The sequence below is a fragment of the Cupriavidus basilensis genome (assembly GCF_000832305.1).
Classification (GTDB): domain Bacteria; phylum Pseudomonadota; class Gammaproteobacteria; order Burkholderiales; family Burkholderiaceae; genus Cupriavidus; species Cupriavidus basilensis_F.
Window position 1 is genome coordinate 1,002,064 of the sequence record NZ_CP010536.1, and the last position, 18,291, is coordinate 1,020,354.

18 protein-coding genes are annotated in these 18,291 nt (G+C 64.0%); 17 read left to right on the top strand and 1 reads right to left on the bottom strand.

Translation table 11 applies throughout. The annotated features are described in order from the left end of the window. Positions 1-116 precede the first annotated feature (116 nt). From cmk to cysM, 11 genes are all read left to right on the top strand, one after another. A complete protein-coding gene (gene cmk / locus RR42_RS04485; protein ID WP_043344483.1) occupies positions 117-779 on the top strand; it encodes a (d)CMP kinase in 663 nt (220 codons plus the stop codon). A 152-nt stretch (positions 780-931) separates the two neighbouring features. After that, a complete protein-coding gene (rpsA, locus tag RR42_RS04490; protein ID WP_006158411.1) occupies positions 932-2,626 on the top strand; it encodes a 30S ribosomal protein S1 in 1,695 nt (564 codons plus the stop codon). Positions 2,627-2,658: 32 nt separating this feature from the next. Further along, positions 2,659-3,156: an integration host factor subunit beta gene (locus RR42_RS04495; protein WP_043351368.1), complete on the top strand. Its 498-nt coding sequence runs from the start codon at positions 2,659-2,661 to the stop codon at positions 3,154-3,156. A gap of 206 nt (positions 3,157-3,362) precedes the next feature. After that, on the top strand, positions 3,363-3,692 hold the full coding sequence (locus RR42_RS04500; protein WP_043344486.1) for a lipopolysaccharide assembly protein LapA domain-containing protein: 330 nt from the start codon (positions 3,363-3,365) through the stop codon (positions 3,690-3,692). A 3-nt stretch (positions 3,693-3,695) separates the two neighbouring features. After that, positions 3,696-4,934, top strand: coding sequence for a lipopolysaccharide assembly protein LapB (gene lapB, locus RR42_RS04505; RefSeq protein WP_043344489.1), 1,239 nt, complete (start codon positions 3,696-3,698; stop codon positions 4,932-4,934). A gap of 60 nt (positions 4,935-4,994) precedes the next feature. Continuing rightward, positions 4,995-6,368: a UDP-glucose dehydrogenase family protein gene (locus RR42_RS04510; RefSeq protein WP_043344491.1), complete on the top strand. Its 1,374-nt coding sequence runs from the start codon at positions 4,995-4,997 to the stop codon at positions 6,366-6,368. A 70-nt stretch (positions 6,369-6,438) separates the two neighbouring features. Then, positions 6,439-7,386 (top strand): D-glycero-beta-D-manno-heptose-7-phosphate kinase, encoded by a 948-nt coding sequence (gene rfaE1, locus RR42_RS04515; RefSeq protein ID WP_052494446.1) that lies wholly within the window; start codon positions 6,439-6,441, stop codon positions 7,384-7,386. Positions 7,387-7,426: 40 nt separating this feature from the next. Beyond that, complete coding sequence (gene rfaD / locus RR42_RS04520) at positions 7,427-8,422, top strand: ADP-glyceromanno-heptose 6-epimerase (protein ID WP_043344493.1); 996 nt, start codon at positions 7,427-7,429, stop codon at positions 8,420-8,422. A 185-nt stretch (positions 8,423-8,607) separates the two neighbouring features. Beyond that, positions 8,608-8,985, top strand: coding sequence for a ComEA family DNA-binding protein (locus RR42_RS04525; protein ID WP_052494447.1), 378 nt, complete (start codon positions 8,608-8,610; stop codon positions 8,983-8,985). 284 nt (positions 8,986-9,269) lie between these two features. Beyond that, a complete protein-coding gene (locus RR42_RS04530; protein ID WP_043344496.1) occupies positions 9,270-10,586 on the top strand; it encodes a solute carrier family 23 protein in 1,317 nt (438 codons plus the stop codon). 70 nt (positions 10,587-10,656) lie between these two features. Beyond that, positions 10,657-11,559: a cysteine synthase CysM gene (gene cysM, locus RR42_RS04535; protein WP_043351371.1), complete on the top strand. Its 903-nt coding sequence runs from the start codon at positions 10,657-10,659 to the stop codon at positions 11,557-11,559. An 84-nt stretch (positions 11,560-11,643) separates the two neighbouring features. On the opposite strand, the gene mltB is transcribed toward cysM, so the two are convergent. Further along, on the bottom strand, positions 11,644-12,750 hold the full coding sequence (gene mltB, locus RR42_RS04540) for a lytic murein transglycosylase B (protein WP_043351372.1): 1,107 nt from the start codon (positions 12,748-12,750) through the stop codon (positions 11,644-11,646). Between the two features lie 118 nt (positions 12,751-12,868). Between mltB and RR42_RS04545 the strand changes: the two genes are divergently transcribed. From RR42_RS04545 to RR42_RS04570, 6 genes are all read left to right on the top strand, one after another. Beyond that, positions 12,869-13,792 carry a histone deacetylase family protein gene (locus tag RR42_RS04545; RefSeq protein WP_043344499.1) on the top strand — a complete coding sequence of 308 codons (924 nt, stop codon included), beginning with the start codon at positions 12,869-12,871 and terminating at the stop codon, positions 13,790-13,792. An 11-nt stretch (positions 13,793-13,803) separates the two neighbouring features. Continuing rightward, positions 13,804-14,607: an enoyl-CoA hydratase gene (locus RR42_RS04550; protein ID WP_043344500.1), complete on the top strand. Its 804-nt coding sequence runs from the start codon at positions 13,804-13,806 to the stop codon at positions 14,605-14,607. Positions 14,608-14,777: 170 nt separating this feature from the next. Continuing rightward, positions 14,778-15,812: a methionine ABC transporter ATP-binding protein gene (locus RR42_RS04555; RefSeq protein ID WP_043344503.1), complete on the top strand. Its 1,035-nt coding sequence runs from the start codon at positions 14,778-14,780 to the stop codon at positions 15,810-15,812. Then, a complete protein-coding gene (locus tag RR42_RS04560) occupies positions 15,802-16,455 on the top strand; it encodes a methionine ABC transporter permease (protein WP_043344505.1) in 654 nt (217 codons plus the stop codon). Before RR42_RS04555 ends, RR42_RS04560 begins: the two co-directional genes overlap by 11 nt. A gap of 67 nt (positions 16,456-16,522) precedes the next feature. After that, a complete protein-coding gene (locus RR42_RS04565) occupies positions 16,523-17,320 on the top strand; it encodes a MetQ/NlpA family ABC transporter substrate-binding protein (protein ID WP_043344507.1) in 798 nt (265 codons plus the stop codon). A gap of 204 nt (positions 17,321-17,524) precedes the next feature. After that, a complete protein-coding gene (locus RR42_RS04570) occupies positions 17,525-18,274 on the top strand; it encodes an electron transfer flavoprotein subunit beta/FixA family protein (RefSeq protein WP_006158397.1) in 750 nt (249 codons plus the stop codon). Positions 18,275-18,291 lie beyond the last annotated feature (17 nt).

Below are 18,291 nucleotides of genomic sequence, written 5' to 3' on the forward strand. Positions count from 1 at the left end.
GATGCCGGTTGTTTGCTGCATGGGCCCGCGATCCTGCCGGGTACCTCGCATGTATTGCATGCTAATGATTCTCAATTGATTTAAGAAATCGATATTTTGTTCTGCCTTAATAAACAATGACTATCGTCGACGTCATCACCATCGACGGGCCCACCGCATCGGGAAAGGGCACCGTAGCGCACAAGGTGGCCGACGCGCTCAGCTTCCATTTGCTGGACAGCGGTGCGTTGTACCGCCTGGTGGCGCTCGCCAGCGAGCGTGCGGGCATCGGCATGCAGGATGTGGAGGGGCTGGCCAGCCTGGCCACCCGCCTCGATGTGAAGTTCGGGCCTGACCGTGTCTGGCTGCGCGGCGAGGAAGTCAGCCTGGCCATCCGCGCGGAAGCCACCGGCAACCGGGCCTCTGCGATCGCAGTCCACCAACCGGTGCGCGACGCCCTGACGGCGCTGCAGCGCGGTTTTCGCAAGCTGCCCGGCCTGGTTGCCGACGGCCGCGACATGGGCACCGTGATTTTCCCGGATGCCCGGCTGAAGGTGTTCCTGACGGCAAGTGTCGAGGCGCGCGCTCGCAGGCGCTATAAACAATTGATTGATAAGGGAATTTCTGCTAATATCGAAGACCTTTTGCGAGACCTTGAGTCGCGCGACCAGCGGGATCGCTCCCGCGCGGCCGCGCCGCTGCGTCCCGCAGAGGATGCGCACTTGCTCGATACCTCCGACATGACGGTGGATCAGGCGGTGGCGCAGGTGCTGCAATGGTATGGCGCGCCGGGTTCCTGATCCGCGCTTAGTCCAGCCGCTGCAACACCGAAGTGCCGGCAGAGCCTGCAAGCGCGGCTCCACCGGTGTTGTTCAACCTGACCCCGCTGCCCGGTGCAGACTGAGCGCGATCCACGCGCCGGCCCGAGTACTGCGGATTGATACTCAAGTTTATGTCCGACCTGCAAACTAACGAATCCTTTGCCGCACTGTTCGAGGAATCCGTCGCCCGCTCCAATATGAAGGCTGGCGAAGTGATTTCCGCTGAAGTCGTGCGCATCGACCACAATTTCGTGGTCGTCAACGCCGGCCTCAAATCGGAAGCCTTTGTGCCGGTGGAGGAGTTCCTGAACGACCAGGGCGAACTCGAAGTGCAGGCCGGCGACTACGTCTCCGTGGCCATCGACGCGCTCGAGAACGGCTATGGCGACACGATTCTCTCCCGCGACAAGGCCAAGCGCCTGGCATCGTGGCTGAACCTCGAGAAGGCGCTGGAAGACGGCGAAATCATCTCGGGCACGGTCACGGGCAAGGTCAAGGGCGGCCTGACCGTCATGGTCAACGGCATCCGCGCGTTCCTGCCGGGCTCGCTGGTCGATGTGCGTCCGATCAAGGACACCACGCCGTACGAAGGCAAGACCCTGGAATTCAAGGTCATCAAGCTGGACCGCAAGCGCAACAACGTGGTGCTGTCGCGCCGCGCCGTTGTGGAAGCGACCCTGGGCGAAGAGCGCCAGAAGCTGATGGAAACCCTGAAGGAAGGCGCCATCGTCAACGGTATCGTCAAGAACATCACGGACTACGGCGCATTCGTGGACCTGGGTGGCATCGACGGCCTGCTGCACATCACCGACCTGGCATGGCGTCGTGTGCGTCACCCGAGCGAAGTGCTGTCGGTTGGCCAGGAAATCACCGCCAAGATCCTCAAGTTCGACCAAGAGAAGAACCGCGTCTCGCTGGGCGTGAAGCAACTGGGCGAAGATCCGTGGGTCGGCATCTCGCGTCGTTACCCGCAAAGCACCCGCCTGTTCGGCAAGGTGACCAACCTGACCGACTACGGCGCATTCGTTGAAATCGAAGCCGGCATCGAAGGCCTGGTCCACGTTTCCGAAATGGACTGGACCAACAAGAACGTTGCTCCGTCGAAGGTTGTCCAGCTGGGCGACGAAGTCGAAGTCATGGTTCTGGATATCGACGAAGACAAGCGTCGTATCAGCCTGGGCATGAAGCAATGCAAGGCCAATCCGTGGGACGATTTCAGCCGTAACCACAAGAAGGGCGACAAGCTGGGCGGCCAGATCAAGTCGATCACCGACTTCGGCGTGTTCATCGGTCTGCCCGGTGGCATCGACGGCCTGGTGCACCTGTCCGACCTGTCCTGGCAAGAAACCGGCGAAGAAGCCGTGCGCAAGTACAAGAAGGGCGACGAAGTGGAAGCCGTGGTTCTGGGCATCGACGTCGACAAGGAACGCATCTCGCTGGGTATCAAGCAGCTGTCGGGCGACCCGTTCAACAACTTCATCTCGGCTAACGACAAGGGTTCCCTGGTCAACGGCACGATCAAGACTGTTGATGCCAAGGGCGCTGTCGTGCAACTGGCTGATGACGTCGAAGGTTACCTGCGCGCATCCGAAATCTCGGCTGACCGCGTGGAAGATGCTCGCAACGTGCTGAAGGAAGGCGAACAAATCACCGCCCTGGTGGTGAACGTTGACCGCAAGTCGCGCAACATCAACCTGTCGATCAAGGCCAAGGACAACGTCGAGCAGCAAGAAGCCATGCAGAAGTTCGCTGCCGACACCGGCACGGCTGGCACGACCAACCTGGGCGCGCTGCTGAAGGCCAAGCTCGGCCAGGACAACCAGTAAGCATTGGTTCTTACGCCTGCTAGCGGATGCCCATGACCAAGTCCGAGCTTGTCGAAAAACTGGCTGCCCGGTTCCCGCAGCTGTTGCTGCGGGATGCGGACATCTCGGTGAAGACGATCCTCGACGCGATGTCCGAAGCGCTGGCTGATGGCCACCGCATCGAGATTCGCGGATTCGGCAGTTTTGGTCTTAACCGGCGTCCGCCGCGCGTGGGACGCAACCCCAAGTCCGGCGAACGTGTGCTGGTGCCCGAGAAACGGGTGCCGCACTTCAAGGCGGGCAAGGAGTTGCGTGAACGAGTCGATCGCAGCCCGGCGCTGCCGCAGGCAGGTAGCGGCGGTGCTGGCGCCAATGCCAATGGAAGTCACGTTGGCAGCGGCAACGCGAATGGCAGTACCCATGGCGGTAGCATTGGCCATGGCGCTACGGCTGGTGCGGGTCTTGTGACCGCGCCTGGCCAGGCGTTGCCGGCAGCCGCTGCCGGCAATGCCCTGCATGATGATGGCGGGCTGAAGCTGGCCCAGTCCTGAATCCGCTGTGTTTGGCTCGTGATGTGCCTGGATAGTCAAAAAAGCGCCCCTTATCGGGGCGCTTTTTCATTTTTGCGAGCATACAAGAGGTTACCGTTGGTACGAGGCGATTCCGCTACAATGCCGGGAATCCACCGAGGGGGCGCCGCCCGCCGACGTCCGCATCACCGGAGTCCGATTCATCCCATCTGCCGCATGAAGCCCGCATGAAACTTGTCGCCTGGATCATCCGCATTGTCCTGTTCGCGCTGCTGTTCGTGCTGGCGCTGCGCAATACCACCGACGTCTCGCTGCAGCTCTTTTTTGATGCCGTCTGGCGCGCGCCGCTGATCCTGATCTTGCTGGCCGCATTCGGGCTGGGCATCCTCGCCGCGCTCGCCGCGCTGGCGCCCGTGCTGATGCGACAGCGCATGGAGGCGGGCCGGCTGCGGCGTGCGCTGGGCGAGGCGCACAGCCAGTCGGCGGAAAGTGCGCGCGACCCGCAGGCCGCGGCAGGTTCCGGCATTCCTTACAACGTAGTTGGCCCGAAAGTCTGACCCATGATTTTTGAAACCTGGTGGCTGCTGGCGCTGCCGCTCATTTTCGGCCTTGGCTGGATGGCTGCCCGCTTCGATGCGCGGCAACTGATGAGCGAGCAGGGCGCGCTGCCGCGCTCCTATTTCAAGGGGCTGAACTTCCTGCTCAACGAGCAGCCCGATCAAGCCATCGACGCGTTCATCGAGGTGGTGCGCCTGGACCCCGAGACCACAGAGCTGCACTTTGCGCTTGGCGCTTTGTTCCGCCGGCGTGGTGAAACCGAACGTGCCATCCGCGTGCACCAGAACCTGGCTAGCCGTCAGGATCTTCCCGATGCCGAACGCGAGCACGCGCTCTATGAGCTGGGCCAGGATTTCCTGCGCGCCGGCCTGCTTGACCGCGCGGAGGAATCGCTGCGCCGGCTGATGTCGGGGCCGTACGCGGCCCCGGCCAAGCATGTGCTTCTGGAGCTTTACGAAGTCGAGAAAGAGTGGAAGAAAGCCATCGACGCGGCACGTGAGCTGCAGCCGCTGGAGCAGAAGGACTACAGCGTGCAGATCGCTCAGTTCTGCTGCGAACTGGCGCAGGACGCGCTGCAGCGCAAGCAGCCTGATGACGCCATCGGCTGGCTGCAGCAGGCCGCCAGGGAAAACCCCGCCAATGTGCGTGCGCCGATGCTGCTGGGCGATGTGGCCATGGCCGCGGGCGACGCGCAAGGCGCGCTTGGCCACTGGCTGGGCATCGAGAAGCAGGACGCTACTTATCTGCCGCTGGTGGCGGATCGCGTGGTCAAAGCGTACCGCCAGCTCGGCGACGATGGCCGGGCGCTGGAGTGGTTGCGCGGCCTGCTGAAAACGAACCTGGCTGCCGAGTTGCTCGATAGTGCCTATCGTGCCGAGCTGGAGCAGCACGGCGCGCATGCCGCGGCCGTGCTGATGCGAGAGCAATTGCGCCGGCAGCCGTCGCTGCAGGCCCTGACCAAGTATTTTGAGGCGCAGGCCGCCGAGGTCGCGCAAGCCAGCGTGGCTGTCACGGCCAATGCGGCTGATGTGGCCGATGGCGAGCCGGCGGGCTGCGCGCACGATGTCGAACATGAGCAGGAGGTGTCGGCGATCCGCGACCTGCTGCAGCACCGCACACGTAACCTGGCACGCTATACCTGCCGGGAGTGCGGTTTCCGCGCCCGGTTGTTCTATTGGCAGTGCCCTGGCTGCAACCGCTGGGAAACCTACGCACCGCGCCGTTCCGAGGCGCTCGGCTGATGCCGATGCCGATGTTGTTGCCTTAGCGTCGCACGCCAATCCCTATCTGGAGTACAAGTTATGAAAGTCACCATTATCGGCAGCGGCTACGTCGGTCTAGTGACCGGGGCCTGCCTGGCTGAGTTGGGCAACGATGTGTTTTGCCTGGACGTAGACGAACGCAAGATCGCGATGCTCAATGCTGGCGGCGTGCCGATCTACGAGCCGGGCTTGAAGGAGCTAATCCAGCGTAATCGCGAGGCTGGCCGGCTGACATTTTCCACCGATGTGGCGGCCAGCGTGGAGCATGCCGACGTGCAGTTCATCGCCGTTGGCACGCCGCCTGACGAGGATGGCTCCGCTGACCTGCAATATGTGCTGGCGGCGGCCCGCAATATCGGCAAGTACATGACCGGCTTCAAGGTGGTGGTGGACAAGTCCACCGTGCCGGTCGGCACCGGCGATCGTGTTGCCGAAGCCATTCGTGAAGAGCTGGCCGCGCGTGGCCTCGAGGACCTGCAGTTCTCCGTGGTCTCGAATCCGGAGTTCCTGAAGGAAGGCGCCGCGGTGGAGGACTTCATGCGTCCCGACCGCATCGTGCTGGGCTGCAATGCCGACGTGGCGGGCCGGCACGCCAAGGCGATCATGCGCCAGCTCTACGCGCCCTTCAACCGCAATCACGAGCGTACGTTCTATATGGACGTGCGCTCGGCCGAGTTCACCAAGTACGCCGCCAACTCGATGCTGGCCACGCGCATCTCGTTCATGAACGAGCTGGCGAACCTGGCCGATGAAGTCGGCGCCGATATCGAGCTGGTCCGCATGGGCATCGGTTCCGATCCGCGCATCGGCTATAGTTTCCTGTACGCCGGTGCCGGCTACGGCGGCTCGTGTTTCCCCAAGGATGTGCAGGCGCTGATGCGCACCGCCAGCGCGCATGGCAAGCCCATGCGCGTGCTGGAAGCGGTGGAAGCCGTCAACGACGCGCAAAAGCAGGTGCTGGCCGACAAGGTCGTGCGCCGCTTTGGCGAGGATCTCACTGGCCGTACCTTTGCGATCTGGGGCCTGGCCTTCAAGCCCAATACCGACGACATGCGCGAAGCGCCGTCGCGGGTGCTGGCGCAAGCGCTGGTGTCGCGCGGCGCCTCGCTGCGCGTGCATGATCCGATCTCGATGGCCGAGGCCAAGCATGCGCTGGCCCTCGATCTCGCACACATCGATGGCGGTTTTGCACGCGTGCATTTCTGCGACGCGCAGATGGACACGCTCGACGGCGCCGATGCTCTGGTCATCGTTACAGAGTGGAAGGTGTTCCGCAGCCCGGATTTCAACCAGATCAAGCGCCGCCTGAAGGCACCCGTCATCTTCGATGGACGCAATCTGTACGAGCCCGAAGCCATGCAGGAAACGGGCATCGAATATCATGCGATCGGGCGGCCGACCACGACGCGCTGAAACGCAACCCAACGGGAACGACAAGCCAACACCCCGGCTGACGGACCGGGCCGTGTTGCCAAGGATGTCCATGAGCAAGAACCATATTCCGCAGCAACAGATCAATCAATCGCGCATCCTGGTGGCGGGCGACATGATGCTCGACCGCTATTGGTTCGGCGATGTCGAGCGCATTTCCCCGGAAGCCCCGGTGCCGGTGGTGCAGATCAAGCGCAGCGACGAACGCCTTGGCGGCGCTGCCAACGTGGCGCGCAATGCCGCCGCGCTGGGCGCCCAGGTGGGCATGCTGGGCGTGGTCGGCGATGATGAGCCCGGCCGTACGCTGGAGGCGCTGCTCAGCGCCAGCCACGTGCAGCCTTACCTGCATCGCGACCCCAGTGTCAACACCACCATCAAGCTGCGCGTGGTGGCGCACCAGCAGCAGTTGCTGCGCGTGGACTTCGAGAATGCACCGGGACATGAAGTGCTGGCCGCGGTGCAGGATCGTTTCCTGGCCCTGGTCAAAGAGTACAAGGTTCTGGTGCTCTCCGACTACGGCAAGGGCGGCCTGGCCCATGTGGGCCGCATGGTCGAGGCGGGCCGCGCCGCGGGCTGCCTGGTGCTGGTCGATCCCAAGGGCGACGATTACTCACGCTATCGCGGCGCCACGCTGATCACCCCCAACCGTGCCGAAATGCGGCACGTGGTGGGCGCCTGGAAGACCGAGTCCGATCTCACCATCCGGGCCCAGAACCTGCGGCGCGAGCTGCATCTCGAAGCGCTGCTGCTGACGCGCTCGGAAGAGGGCATGACGCTCTACACCGAAGCCGAGGTGCTGCACGTGTCGGCGCAGGCGCGCGAAGTCTACGACGTGTCCGGCGCCGGCGACACCGTGATCGCCACGCTGGCGACCATGCTGGGCGCGGGCGTGCCGCTCAAGGAGGCCGTGCAGCACGCCAATCGCGCTGGCAGCATCGTGGTGGGCAAGCTGGGCACCGCGGTCGTCACCTATCCTGAATTGTTTGGCACGCCGGTGTAATGGCCGCGCTGCCTCCTGGCTCTTTTGAGCCCACACGACCATGACCATCATCGTAACCGGCGCTGCCGGCTTTATCGGCAGCAACCTCGTCAAGGGCCTGAACGAGCGCGGCGAAGACAATGTCGTCGCCGTCGACAACCTGACGCGCGCCGACAAGTTCCACAACCTCGTCGACTGCGAGATCCGCGACTACCTAGACAAGAGCGAGTTCATCGAGCGCTTCAAGCGCGGTGAGTTCGGCAAGGTACGCGCGGTGTTCCATGAGGGAGCCTGCTCCGACACCATGGAGACCGACGGCCGCTACATGATGGAGAACAACTTTCGCTACACCCAGGCGTTGATGGATGCCTGCCTGGAGCAGGGCACGCAGTTCCTCTACGCCTCTTCGGCAGCCACTTATGGCGCCTCGCAGGTGTTCAAGGAAGAGCGCCAGTACGAGAAGCCGCTGAACGTCTACGGCTACTCGAAGTTCCTGTTCGACCAGGTGGTGCGGCGCAAGCTGCCGTGCGCGTTGTCGCAGATCGTGGGCTTTCGCTACTTCAACGTGTATGGCCCGCGCGAAGCGCACAAGGGCCGCATGGCCTCGGTGGCGTTCCACAATTTCAACCAGTTCCGCGCCGATGGCACGGTGAAGCTGTTTGGCGAATATGGCGGCTATGCGCCGGGTGGCCATACCCGCGACTTCGTCTCGGTTGAGGACGTGGTGAAGGTCAACCTGTTCTTCCTGGAGCATCCGGACAAGTCGGGCATCTTCAACCTCGGCACCGGCCGCGCGCAACCGTTCAACGACATTGCCGCGACCGTGGTCAACACGCTGCGCGAGGCCGATGGCCGGCCCCAGCTGACGCTCGACGAGATGGTGCAGGAGGGATTGGTGGAATACATCAAGTTCCCCGACGCGCTGCGCGGCAAGTACCAGTGCTACACCCAGTCCGATGTCTCGCGCCTGCGTGGCGCCGGGTACAAGGACGCGTTCTACACCGTGGAAGAAGGCGTGTCGCGCTACTGCCGCTGGCTGCTGCAGAACAAGGGCTGAAGTCGCAAAGACATGCGTGTAAAGGCGTCTTTTGTGGGCCTTGCGCGCGCTGTGGAGACACCTCGGTAGCGTTGAGGTGAACTTTTGTTGCGAGGTGCGCCAAGCCGGTTGCGTGCTCCTATCCTGCGTGTTGCTTCGTCCAGCCAGGGCGAAGCGACTTTCATCAATGGATAGGAGAAACTCCCATGTTCAAGCCAACTCTGACGCGCGCGTCCAGGCAGGTCCTGCTGGCTGCCGCCGTCTGGTTCTCGCTATCGGGTGCCGCGTTTGCGGCGGTCGATGTGAATACCGCCGATGAGGCCGCGCTGGTGTCGCTCAAGGGCATCGGGCCGGCCACGGCCAGCACCATTGTCAGCGAACGCAGCCGGGGCGGTCCCTTCAAGGATGCCGCGGATCTCGCCGATCGGGTCAAGGGCCTGGGGCAGAAATCTGTCGTGCGCTTGCAGGAGGCCGGCATGACCATCGGTGCCGGCAGTGCTGCGGCGCCGAAGGCCACGGTGGCGGCGGCTCCTGCCAAGAAGGACGCCAAGACGGAGAAGCCGCCGGCCAAGGCCGTTCGCTAAGCTTGCCGCGGGCGTGCAGCGCGGCGCCCGCATCCAAGCTATCCGACCCTCGAAGCCCCGGCCGAGCCCGGGGCTTTTTGCTGCTCGTGCACCAGCACGAAGATCCGGCGCTGGTATGGCTCGTGCTAGGACACTTGTGCCGTTTGGCTTATCACGAATGCGGCCGCGCGGTATCATGCGGACGCTGTTGTGGCCCGAGCCGCCTGCGTGGCCAACAAAATCCAAGATCGCGCCGGACCTGCCCGCATACGGGGCGGCCAGGCCAATAAAAAGGGAGCTGGACAATGGGAAATAACGAGGACGCGGGATTCCTGCCCAAGTGGCGGCTAAAGACGCACGGCGTGATCGCGCCTGATGAGCGCTTGCCCGCCGGCCAGACCCTGCTGGCAGGTATCCAGCACGTGGTAGCGATGTTCGGCTCGACCGCGATCGCACCGATCCTGATGGGCTTCAATCCCAATATCGCCATCCTGTTTTCCGGCATCGGCACGCTGATTTTTTTCCTGTGCGTGCGCGGCAGGGTGCCGAGCTACCTGGGTTCCAGCTTTGCCTTCATCGCGGTGGTGATCGCCGCGACCGGCTACGCCGGCAGCGGCCCCAACGCGAATATCCCGGTGGCGCTTGGCGGCATCATCGCCGCGGGCGTGTTGTACCTGCTGATCGGGCTGGTGGTGCAGGCGGTGGGGTATCGCTGGGTGGAGCGGCTGATGCCGCCGGTGGTGACGGGTGCCATCGTCGCGGCCATCGGCCTGAACCTCGCGCCGGTGGCGGTCAAGGCCGTGAGCGGCGCGCCGTTGGATACCTGGGTGGGGTTGGCGACCGTGCTGGCCGTGGGCGTGGTGGCGGTGCATGCGCCGGGCATGCTGCGCCGGCTGCCGGTACTGGTGGGCGGGCTGTTCGGCTACGTGCTGTACTACGTTTGCACCAACGGGCTGGGCATGGGCAAAGGCATCGATTTCTCCGGCGTGGCCGCCGCGGCCTGGTTCGGGCTGCCGGTATTTTCCACGCCGGTGTTCCAGGCCAGCGCCATGCTGCTGATCGCGCCGGTGGCCATCGTGCTGGTGGCGGAAAACCTCGGGCACATCAAGGCCATCAGCGTGATGACCGGCCGCAATCTTGATCCCTATATCGGCCGTGCCTTCATCGGCGATGGCATTGCCACCATCATTTCCGCCGGCGGCGGCGGCACGGGCGTGACCACTTACGCTGAAAACATGGGCGTGATGGCAGTGACCAAGATCTACTCCACGCTGATCTTCGTGGTGGCGGCGGTGGTGGCGCTGGTGCTGGGCTTTTCGCCCAAGTTCGGTGCGCTGATCCTGACCATCCCGGGCCCCGTGATCGGTGGCCTGACCATTGTGGTGTTCGGCCTGATCGCCGCCACTGCCGGGCGTATCTGGGTGCAGAACAAGGTCGACTTCTCCAGTTCGCGCAACCTGATCACGGTCGGCGCTACGCTGACCGTGGCGGCTGGCGACCTGACGCTGAAGCTGGGCGGCATGACACTGGGCGGCATTGGTACCGCCACGTTTGGCGCGATCCTGCTGTACCACCTGCTGGGCAGCCGCAAGGCCGAGCCGGAAGCCGAGGCCGAAGCCTGACGCGCCACGTCGGCAACGCGGGTTTTGCGACTGGATTACAATGTCCGCCGACATTGGAATCCCGCTCACCATGGCCTACAAGACGATTGAAGACACCATCGGCAATACGCCGCTGGTGCAACTGCAGCGCATCCCCGGCGGCGCCGGCGCCCCGCGCGGCAACGTAATCCTCGGCAAGCTCGAGGGCAACAACCCCGCGGGCTCGGTCAAGGACCGGCCGGCGGTCTCGATGATTGCGCGCGCCGAGTCGCGCGGGCGTATCAAGCCGGGCGATACGCTGATCGAGGCTACCTCGGGCAATACCGGCATCGCGCTGGCCATGGCAGCCGCCATCCGCGGCTACAAGATGGTGCTGATCATGCCGGAAGACCTGAGCATGGAGCGCCGCCAGAGCATGGCTGCCTACGGCGCGGAAATCATCCTGACACCGGTCAAGGGCGGCATGGAGTACGCGCGTGACCTCGCGGACTCCATGGAGCGCGACGGCCGCGGCGTGATCCTGGACCAGTTCGCCAACCCGGACAATCCGCTGGCGCACTACGAGACCACCGGCCCGGAGATCTGGCTCGACACCGAAGGGCGCATTACGCACTTCGTCTCTGCCATGGGCACCACGGGCACCATTACCGGTGTCTCGCGCTACCTGAAGGAACAGAACGCAGGGATCCAGATCGTGGGTGCGCAGCCGGCCGAAGGCTCGCGTATTCCTGGCATCCGCAAGTGGCCCGAGGCGTACATGCCGAAGATCTACGATCCGAAATTCATTGACCGTACCGAGCCTGTCAGCCAGGGTGATGCCGAGCACATGGCACGTCGCATGGCGCGCGAGGAAGGAATCTTCTGCGGCATCTCGGCTGCGGGCGCGCTGTGCGTCGCGCTGCGTATCGCCGAGGAAGTGGAGAATGCCACCATCGTGTTCGTGGTGTGCGATCGCGGGGATCGCTACCTTTCGACCGGGGTGTTCCCGGCTTGATGCTGGCTTGCACCGCGCATTGAAAAAGCCCCCGCGAGTTCAGTCTTGCGGGGGCTTTTTGCTTATCGCGCAGCGGGTACCGGCTCAGCCCATCGCCGCCTTGACCGCCTCGCCCAGCTGGTACACGGCCAGCGCGTAGAAGAAGCTGCGGTTGTAGCGCGTCAGCACATAGAAGTTGCGCAGGCCGAGCATGTAGTCGGTGGTTTCGCCGGGCGTAGGCAGGTCCACCACCAGCACGCCGGTTTCGCCTTCGCGTGTCGGCTCGATCGGCTCGTCCACGCGCAGGCCGGCCTTGAGCAACTGGTTGAGCGTGCGGGTGGGCCATGGCTCGCCATCCGCTGCTGCGGCGGCGATGCCGCGGCTGCCCTCGTCGGCGGCGATGCGCCAGACCACCGGGCGGCCCGGTTCCCAGCCGTGCAGCTGCAGGAAGCGCGCCACGCTGCCGATCGCGTCGGTGGCGCTGCTGCGCAGGTCGATGCGGCCGTCGCCGTCGTAGTCGATGGCGTATTCGCGCAGGCTTGTGGGCATGAACTGCGGAATGCCCACGGCACCCGCGAAGGAGCCCAGCACCGAGAACACATCGGTGTTGGTGTCGCGGCACCACAGCAGGTAGTCGGTCAGCTGGTTGCGGAACAGCGTGGTGCGCGCTTCGCGGTTGGGTACGTCCGGATAATCGAAGGCCAGCGTGGAAAGCGAGTCGATCACGCGGAAGGTACCCATGTCGCGGCCATAGATGGTCTCGACACCGATGATGCCGACGATCACCGAGGCCGGCACGCCGAACTCGGCTTCCGCGCGGCGCAGTGCTTCGCGATTCTGCTGCCAGAAGCGCACGCCCGCGTTGATGCGGATCGGCTCGATAAAGCGCGAGCGGTAGGTACGCCAGCTTTTGCGTCCCGGCGTGGCGGGTGGCATGATCAGGCGCACCACCGTGGATGAATACACGGCCTGGCCGAACCAGCCTTCCAGCGTCTGACGGGCAAAGCCGTGGCGCGCCACCATCTCGTCGATGAAGGCGCGGCTCTTGGGATTGTCACGGTAGCGGCCCGGCTCGATTTCTTCTTCGCGCATACTCACGCGGCGCTTGCCGGCCGCAAGCAGGGCGGGGGATACGCCGCACAAGCTCAATGCGGCAGCGGAAAGCGCGGCGCCCAGAAGCGGGCGGCGCAGGGAGCGCTGGGAGTCGGTCATGGTGTCCTTTGCAAGTCGCTGCGAGTATAGCGGATGGTGCCTGCGCGGCAGCGCGCTGGGTGGCTGGCGCGGCATGTGCTAACGTAACGAATGGAGACCACGATTCAAGCAATAAGACATGCCCACAGGCTATTACACGCATCCCGAGTTCCTGCTGCATGAGATGGGGCCATTCCATCCGGAGTGCCCTGAGCGCTTGCAGGCCATTGAGGATCACCTGATCTCGCACGGCATGGACGGCCTGCTTGACCGGCGCGAGGCGAGCGCCGCCACCGCCGAGCAGATCGGGCGCGTGCATCTTCCGCAGTACATTGCCTCGCTGGCCGCGGCCAGCCCGGCCAGCGGCTACCACCCGATCGATCCCGATACCCTGATGAACCCGCACACGCTCGCCGCCGCCGCCCATGCGGCAGGCGCCGCGGTGGCTGCCACCGATGCGGTGATGGCGGGCGAGATCGAGAATGCGTTCTGCTGCGTGCGCCCGCCGGGCCACCATGCCGAGCCGGACCGGGCCATGGGTTTCTGCTTCTACAACAATGTGGCGATCGCCGCGCGTCACGCGCTCGCCGCGCACGGGCTGGAGCGCGTGGCCATCGTCGATTTCGACGTGCATCACGGCAATGGCACCGAAGCCGCATTCCGTGGCGACGCCCAGGTGCTGATGTGCAGCTTCTTCCAGCATCCGTTTTATCCGTACAGCGGCACCGAGCACATTGCCGCCAATATGTCGAACATCCCGCTGCCGGCCTATACCAACGGCCTGGCGGTGCGCGAAGTGGTGGAGACGATCTGGCTGCCGCGCCTGAACGAGTTCAAGCCGCAGATGTTGTTTATCTCGGCTGGCTTCGACGCCCATCGGGAGGATGACCTCGGGCAGATGGGGCTGGTCGAGCAGGACTATGCGTGGATCACCGCCCAACTGGTCGACGTCGCCCGCGCTCATGCGAAAGGGCGCATCGTCAGTTGCCTGGAAGGTGGCTATAACCCGAGCGCGCTGAGCCGTAGCGTGTGTGCGCACCTCAAGGTGCTGCTCGAACGATAGGAGGCCCTGGCATGGCTGAAACCGATAACCGCGCCGTGACTCCGCTGGTGAGCGAATGCCTCGACGCCCCGGGCGTGCTGCGCCTGACGATGAACCGCCCGGAAGCGTTCAATGCGCTGTCAGAGGACCTGCTGGATGCGCTGTCCGCGGCGTTTGCCCGCGCCGGCGCCGATGCCTCGGTCCGCGTGGTGGTGCTGGCCGCCGCCGGCCGCGCGTTCTGCGCGGGACATGACCTGCGCGAGATGCGCGCCAGCCCGTCGCACGACTACTACCGCCGCCTGTTCGACCGCTGCACCCGCATGATGATGGCGATGCAGAAGATGCCGCAGCCGGTGATCGCGCGCGTGCAGGGCATTGCCACGGCGGCTGGCTGCCAGCTGGTGGCGATGTGCGACCTGGCGGTGGCAGCCGATGTGGCTCGCTTTGCGGTATCGGGCGTCAACCTTGGCCTGTTCTGCGCCACGCCGGGCGTGGCGCTGTCGCGCAACCTGTCGCGCAAGCACGCCATGGAGATGCTGCTGACCGGCGACATGATCGACGCGCTGCAAGCCCGCGACCGCGGGCTGGTCAACCGCGTGGTGCCTGCCGATGCCCTCGATGCCGAGGTTGCACGCCTGGCGGCCAGCATCTGCGCCAAGCCGGCCGCCGCCGTGGCCGCCGGCAAGGGCCTGTTCTACCGCCAGCTGGAGATGGGCATCGAAGCGGCCTACCAGCTCGCCGGGCAGACCATGGCCTGCAACATGATGGATCCGGCGGCGCTGGAAGGCGTGCAGGCCTTCCTCGACAAGCGCCCGCCCTCATGGGGCGTCTTGTAGGTCTCTTTTTTGTGATTTTTGTTGGGCTATATGCCCTCAACGCATAAAGACATCGGCAAAAAGTCGTTTCTGGTATGAAGCGGATCGCTTAAAATGCGCGCTTCGCCCAAAAAAATAAAATGCGGCAACAGTGCTAGAGACAAACTCGCCTGTTGCCGTTTTCTTTTCACATGATCGAACTGCAAGGTCTTTCGCAGCGCTTCCCCGGCGGGTCGGGTGAGGTGCATGCGCTGCGGGACGTCAACCTGTCGATTGCGGCAGGTGAGGTCTTCGGCATCATCGGCCGCAGCGGCGCTGGCAAGAGCACGCTGGTGCGCGCCATCAACCTGCTTAACCGCCCCAGCGCCGGCCGCGTCTTCGTCGCCGGCCAGGAGCTGACCGCGCTTGACAGCGGCGCGTTGCGCCGGGCACGCCGCGACATCGGCATGATCTTCCAGCATTTCAACCTGCTTTCGTCGCGCACCGTTTATGACAATGTGGCGCTGCCGCTGGAGCTGGCCGGCAAATCCCGCAGCGAGATTTCCGATACGGTGCTGCCGCTGCTGGAGCTGGTTGGCCTGACGGCGCTCAAGGATCGCTATCCCGCCCAGATCAGCGGCGGGCAGAAGCAGCGCGTGGGGATTGCACGGGCGCTGGCCAGCAAGCCCAAGGTGCTGCTGTCGGATGAGGCCACTTCCGCCCTCGATCCGGAGACCACGCGCTCCATCCTGGAACTGCTCAAGCAGATCAATCGCGAGCTGGGCCTGACCATCGTCATGATCACGCACCAGATGGAAGTGATCAAGCAGGTCTGCGACCGCGTGGCCGTGCTTGAAGCTGGCCAGGTGGTGGAAACCGGCCGGGTGATCGACGTCTTCCTGCGTCCGCAGCATGCGGTCACGCGCGCCATGATCGGCGACGTGATTGCGCAGGAACTGCCGCAAAGCGTGCTCAAGCGCGTGGAGAGCCGCCTCGGCAACGGGCGCGACCACGTCTATCGCCTGGCCTTCACCGGCGCGGGCGTGGACCAGCCGGTGCTGGCCCAGGCGATTCGCCGCTACGGGCTGGACTTCAACATCCTGCACGGGCATATCGACGAAATCCAGGGCCAGGCCTTCGGCTCGCTGGCCATCATGGCCACCGGCGACCTGGCCGACGTGAAGGCGGCAATGGAGTATCTGCAACAAGAAGGCGTGGTGGTGGAGGAGATCGAGCATGTGGTCTGAAATGTTTGACCTGTTCCTGACCTCGTTCAACGAGACGCTGCTGATGGTGAGCATCTCGGGCGTGGTTGGCGCGCTGTTTGGCGTGCCGCTGGGCGTGCTGCTGCACCTGACCAATCGCGGCGGCGTGCTGTCGCACCCGCTGTTCAACCGCACCATCGGCGTGGTGGTCAACGCCGTGCGCTCGATCCCCTTCATCATCCTGCTGGTGGTGGTGATTCCGTTCACGCGCTTTATCGTGGGCTCGTCGATCGGCACGACCGCGGCCGTGGTGCCGCTGACCATCGCCGCGATTCCGTTTATCGCACGCCTGGTCGAAAGCGCGCTGCGCGAAGTCGACAAAGGCCTGGTCGAGGCCGCCCAGTCGATGGGCGCGAGCACCGGCCAGATCGTGATGAAGGTGCTGCTGCCCGAGGCCATGCCTGGCATCGTGGCCGGCCTGACCATCACCTTTGTCAGCCTGGTGGGCTACTCGGCCATGGCCGGCGCCATCGGCGGCGGCGGCCTGGGCGACCTCGGCATCCGCTACGGCTACCAGCGCTACATCACTGAGGTGATGGTGGCGGTGGTGCTGATCCTGATCGTCTTCGTGCAAGCGGTGCAAAGCTTCGGCGACTGGCTGGTGCGGCGCATCAGCCATAAGTAGCAAGTCAGCCCGGCGATCCGCCTGGCTATCTGCAAAGACATAGAGCCATCGAGAAAAGGAAATCAACATGCAACGTCGTAACTTGCTGCAATGGATTGTCGGCGCCGCCCTGGGCGCCACCCTCGCCACTGGCGCCATGGCGCAGGAAAAGCCGATCAAGATCGGCGTCACCGGCGGCCCGCATGCTCAGATCATGGAGCAGGTGAAGAAGGTCGCGGCCAAGGACGGCCTGAATATCCAGCTGGTGGAGTTCAGTGACTACGTCCAGCCGAACGCCGCGCTGGCCGCTGGCGACCTGGACGCCAACAGCTACCAGCACCTGCCGTACCTGGAAGCGCAGATCAAGGACCGTGGCTACAAGTTCACCCACATCGCCTTCACGGTGACCTTCCCGATGGGCGTGTACTCCAAGAAGATCAAGTCGCTTGACCAGCTCAAGGACGGCGCGCGTGTTGGCGTGCCGAACGACCCCACCAATGGCGGCCGTGGCTTGCTGTTGCTGCAAAGCAAGGGCCTGATCAAGCTGCGCCCGGATGCTGGCTTGAAGGCCACGCCGCTGGACATCGTTTCCAACCCGAAGAAAATCCGAATCGTCGAACTGGACGCCGCGCAGCTGCCGCGTTCGCTGGATGACCTCGACGCCGCCGCCATCAATGGTAACTACGCTGAATCGGCCGGCCTGTCGCCCACCAAGGACGCGATCGCCATGGAAGGCCCCAAGGGTCCCTATGCCAACCTGATCGCCATCCGCGAAGCCGACAAGAACAAGCCCTGGGTAGCCAAGCTGGTCAAGGCCTATCATTCGCCGGAGATCAAGCAGTACGTCCAGAGCACCTTCAAGGATTCGGTGATTACCGCCTGGTAAGTTTGAAAAAACCCTCAAAAACCGTGTGCCGCAGGGCATCCTGCGGCACAATGCGGCGAGGTTTTCACATTGCCGGGCTATGCCCGGCAATTCTTTATCGATAAAATAGTACGACCGTTCGAAAAATAAGAGTGCCACCCACCCGGTGGTTATAATGGCGGGCGAACCAAATTTCTGACTATCGACTATCAGTGGAGTGAGCGCATGAAAGTACTCGTCGCAGTCAAGCGCGTGGTGGATTACAACGTCAAGGTCCGGGTGAAGTCGGACGGCACGGGCGTGGATCTGGCCAACGTCAAGATGAGCATGAACCCGTTTGACGAAATCGCCGTGGAAGAAGCGGTGCGCCTGCGGGAAGCCGGGGTGGTCACCGAGGTGATCGCCGTGTCCTGCGGCGTGACCCAGTGCCAGGAAACCCTGCGTACGGCGATGGCCATCGGTGCCGACCGCGGCATCCTGGTGGAATCGAACGAAGACCTGCAGCCGCTGGCCGTGGCCAAGCTGCTCAAGGCCCTGGTCGACAAGGAACAGCCGCAACTGGTGATCCTGGGCAAGCAGGCCATCGACGACGACTCCAACCAGACCGGCCAGATGCTGGCTGCGCTGGCGGGCCTGCCGCAAGCCACCTTCGCCTCGAAGGTGGTGGTGGCCGACGGCCGCGCATCGGTGACGCGTGAAGTGGATGGCGGTCTGGAGACCCTGTCGCTCAAGCTGCCGGCGGTGGTGACCACTGACCTGCGCCTGAACGAGCCGCGTTATGTCACGCTGCCGAACATCATGAAGGCCAAGAAGAAGCCGCTCGACATCGTCAAGCCGGAAGATCTCGGCGTGGACGTGGCGCCGCGCCTGAAGACAGTCAAGGTCGTTGAGCCGCCCAAGCGTAGCGCGGGTGTGATGGTGCCGGACGTTGCGACGCTGGTGCAAAAGCTGAAGAACGAAGCCAAGGTCATCTGAGCGCGCCAGGAGATAAA

Bases quoted from the DNA above. Each gene is read 5' to 3' on its own strand.
- rfaE1 (WP_052494446.1), top strand. From the start codon at position 6,439: ATGAGCAAGAACCATATTCCGCAGCAACAGATCAATCAATCGCGCATC.
- rfaD (WP_043344493.1), top strand. From the start codon at position 7,427: ATGACCATCATCGTAACCGGCGCTGCCGGCTTTATCGGCAGCAACCTC.
- RR42_RS04545 (WP_043344499.1), top strand. From the start codon at position 12,869: ATGCCCACAGGCTATTACACGCATCCCGAGTTCCTGCTGCATGAGATG.
- RR42_RS04530 (WP_043344496.1), top strand. From the start codon at position 9,270: ATGGGAAATAACGAGGACGCGGGATTCCTGCCCAAGTGGCGGCTAAAG.
- RR42_RS04555 (WP_043344503.1), top strand. From the start codon at position 14,778: ATGATCGAACTGCAAGGTCTTTCGCAGCGCTTCCCCGGCGGGTCGGGT.
- rpsA (WP_006158411.1), top strand. From the start codon at position 932: ATGTCCGACCTGCAAACTAACGAATCCTTTGCCGCACTGTTCGAGGAA.
- lapB (WP_043344489.1), top strand. From the start codon at position 3,696: ATGATTTTTGAAACCTGGTGGCTGCTGGCGCTGCCGCTCATTTTCGGC.
- RR42_RS04570 (WP_006158397.1), top strand. From the start codon at position 17,525: ATGAAAGTACTCGTCGCAGTCAAGCGCGTGGTGGATTACAACGTCAAG.
- cmk (WP_043344483.1), top strand. From the start codon at position 117: ATGACTATCGTCGACGTCATCACCATCGACGGGCCCACCGCATCGGGA.
- cysM (WP_043351371.1), top strand. From the start codon at position 10,657: ATGGCCTACAAGACGATTGAAGACACCATCGGCAATACGCCGCTGGTG.
- mltB (WP_043351372.1), bottom strand. From the start codon at position 12,750: ATGACCGACTCCCAGCGCTCCCTGCGCCGCCCGCTTCTGGGCGCCGCG.
- RR42_RS04500 (WP_043344486.1), top strand. From the start codon at position 3,363: ATGAAACTTGTCGCCTGGATCATCCGCATTGTCCTGTTCGCGCTGCTG.
- RR42_RS04510 (WP_043344491.1), top strand. From the start codon at position 4,995: ATGAAAGTCACCATTATCGGCAGCGGCTACGTCGGTCTAGTGACCGGG.
- RR42_RS04565 (WP_043344507.1), top strand. From the start codon at position 16,523: ATGCAACGTCGTAACTTGCTGCAATGGATTGTCGGCGCCGCCCTGGGC.
- RR42_RS04550 (WP_043344500.1), top strand. From the start codon at position 13,804: ATGGCTGAAACCGATAACCGCGCCGTGACTCCGCTGGTGAGCGAATGC.
- RR42_RS04525 (WP_052494447.1), top strand. From the start codon at position 8,608: ATGTTCAAGCCAACTCTGACGCGCGCGTCCAGGCAGGTCCTGCTGGCT.
- RR42_RS04560 (WP_043344505.1), top strand. From the start codon at position 15,802: ATGTGGTCTGAAATGTTTGACCTGTTCCTGACCTCGTTCAACGAGACG.
- RR42_RS04495 (WP_043351368.1), top strand. From the start codon at position 2,659: ATGACCAAGTCCGAGCTTGTCGAAAAACTGGCTGCCCGGTTCCCGCAG.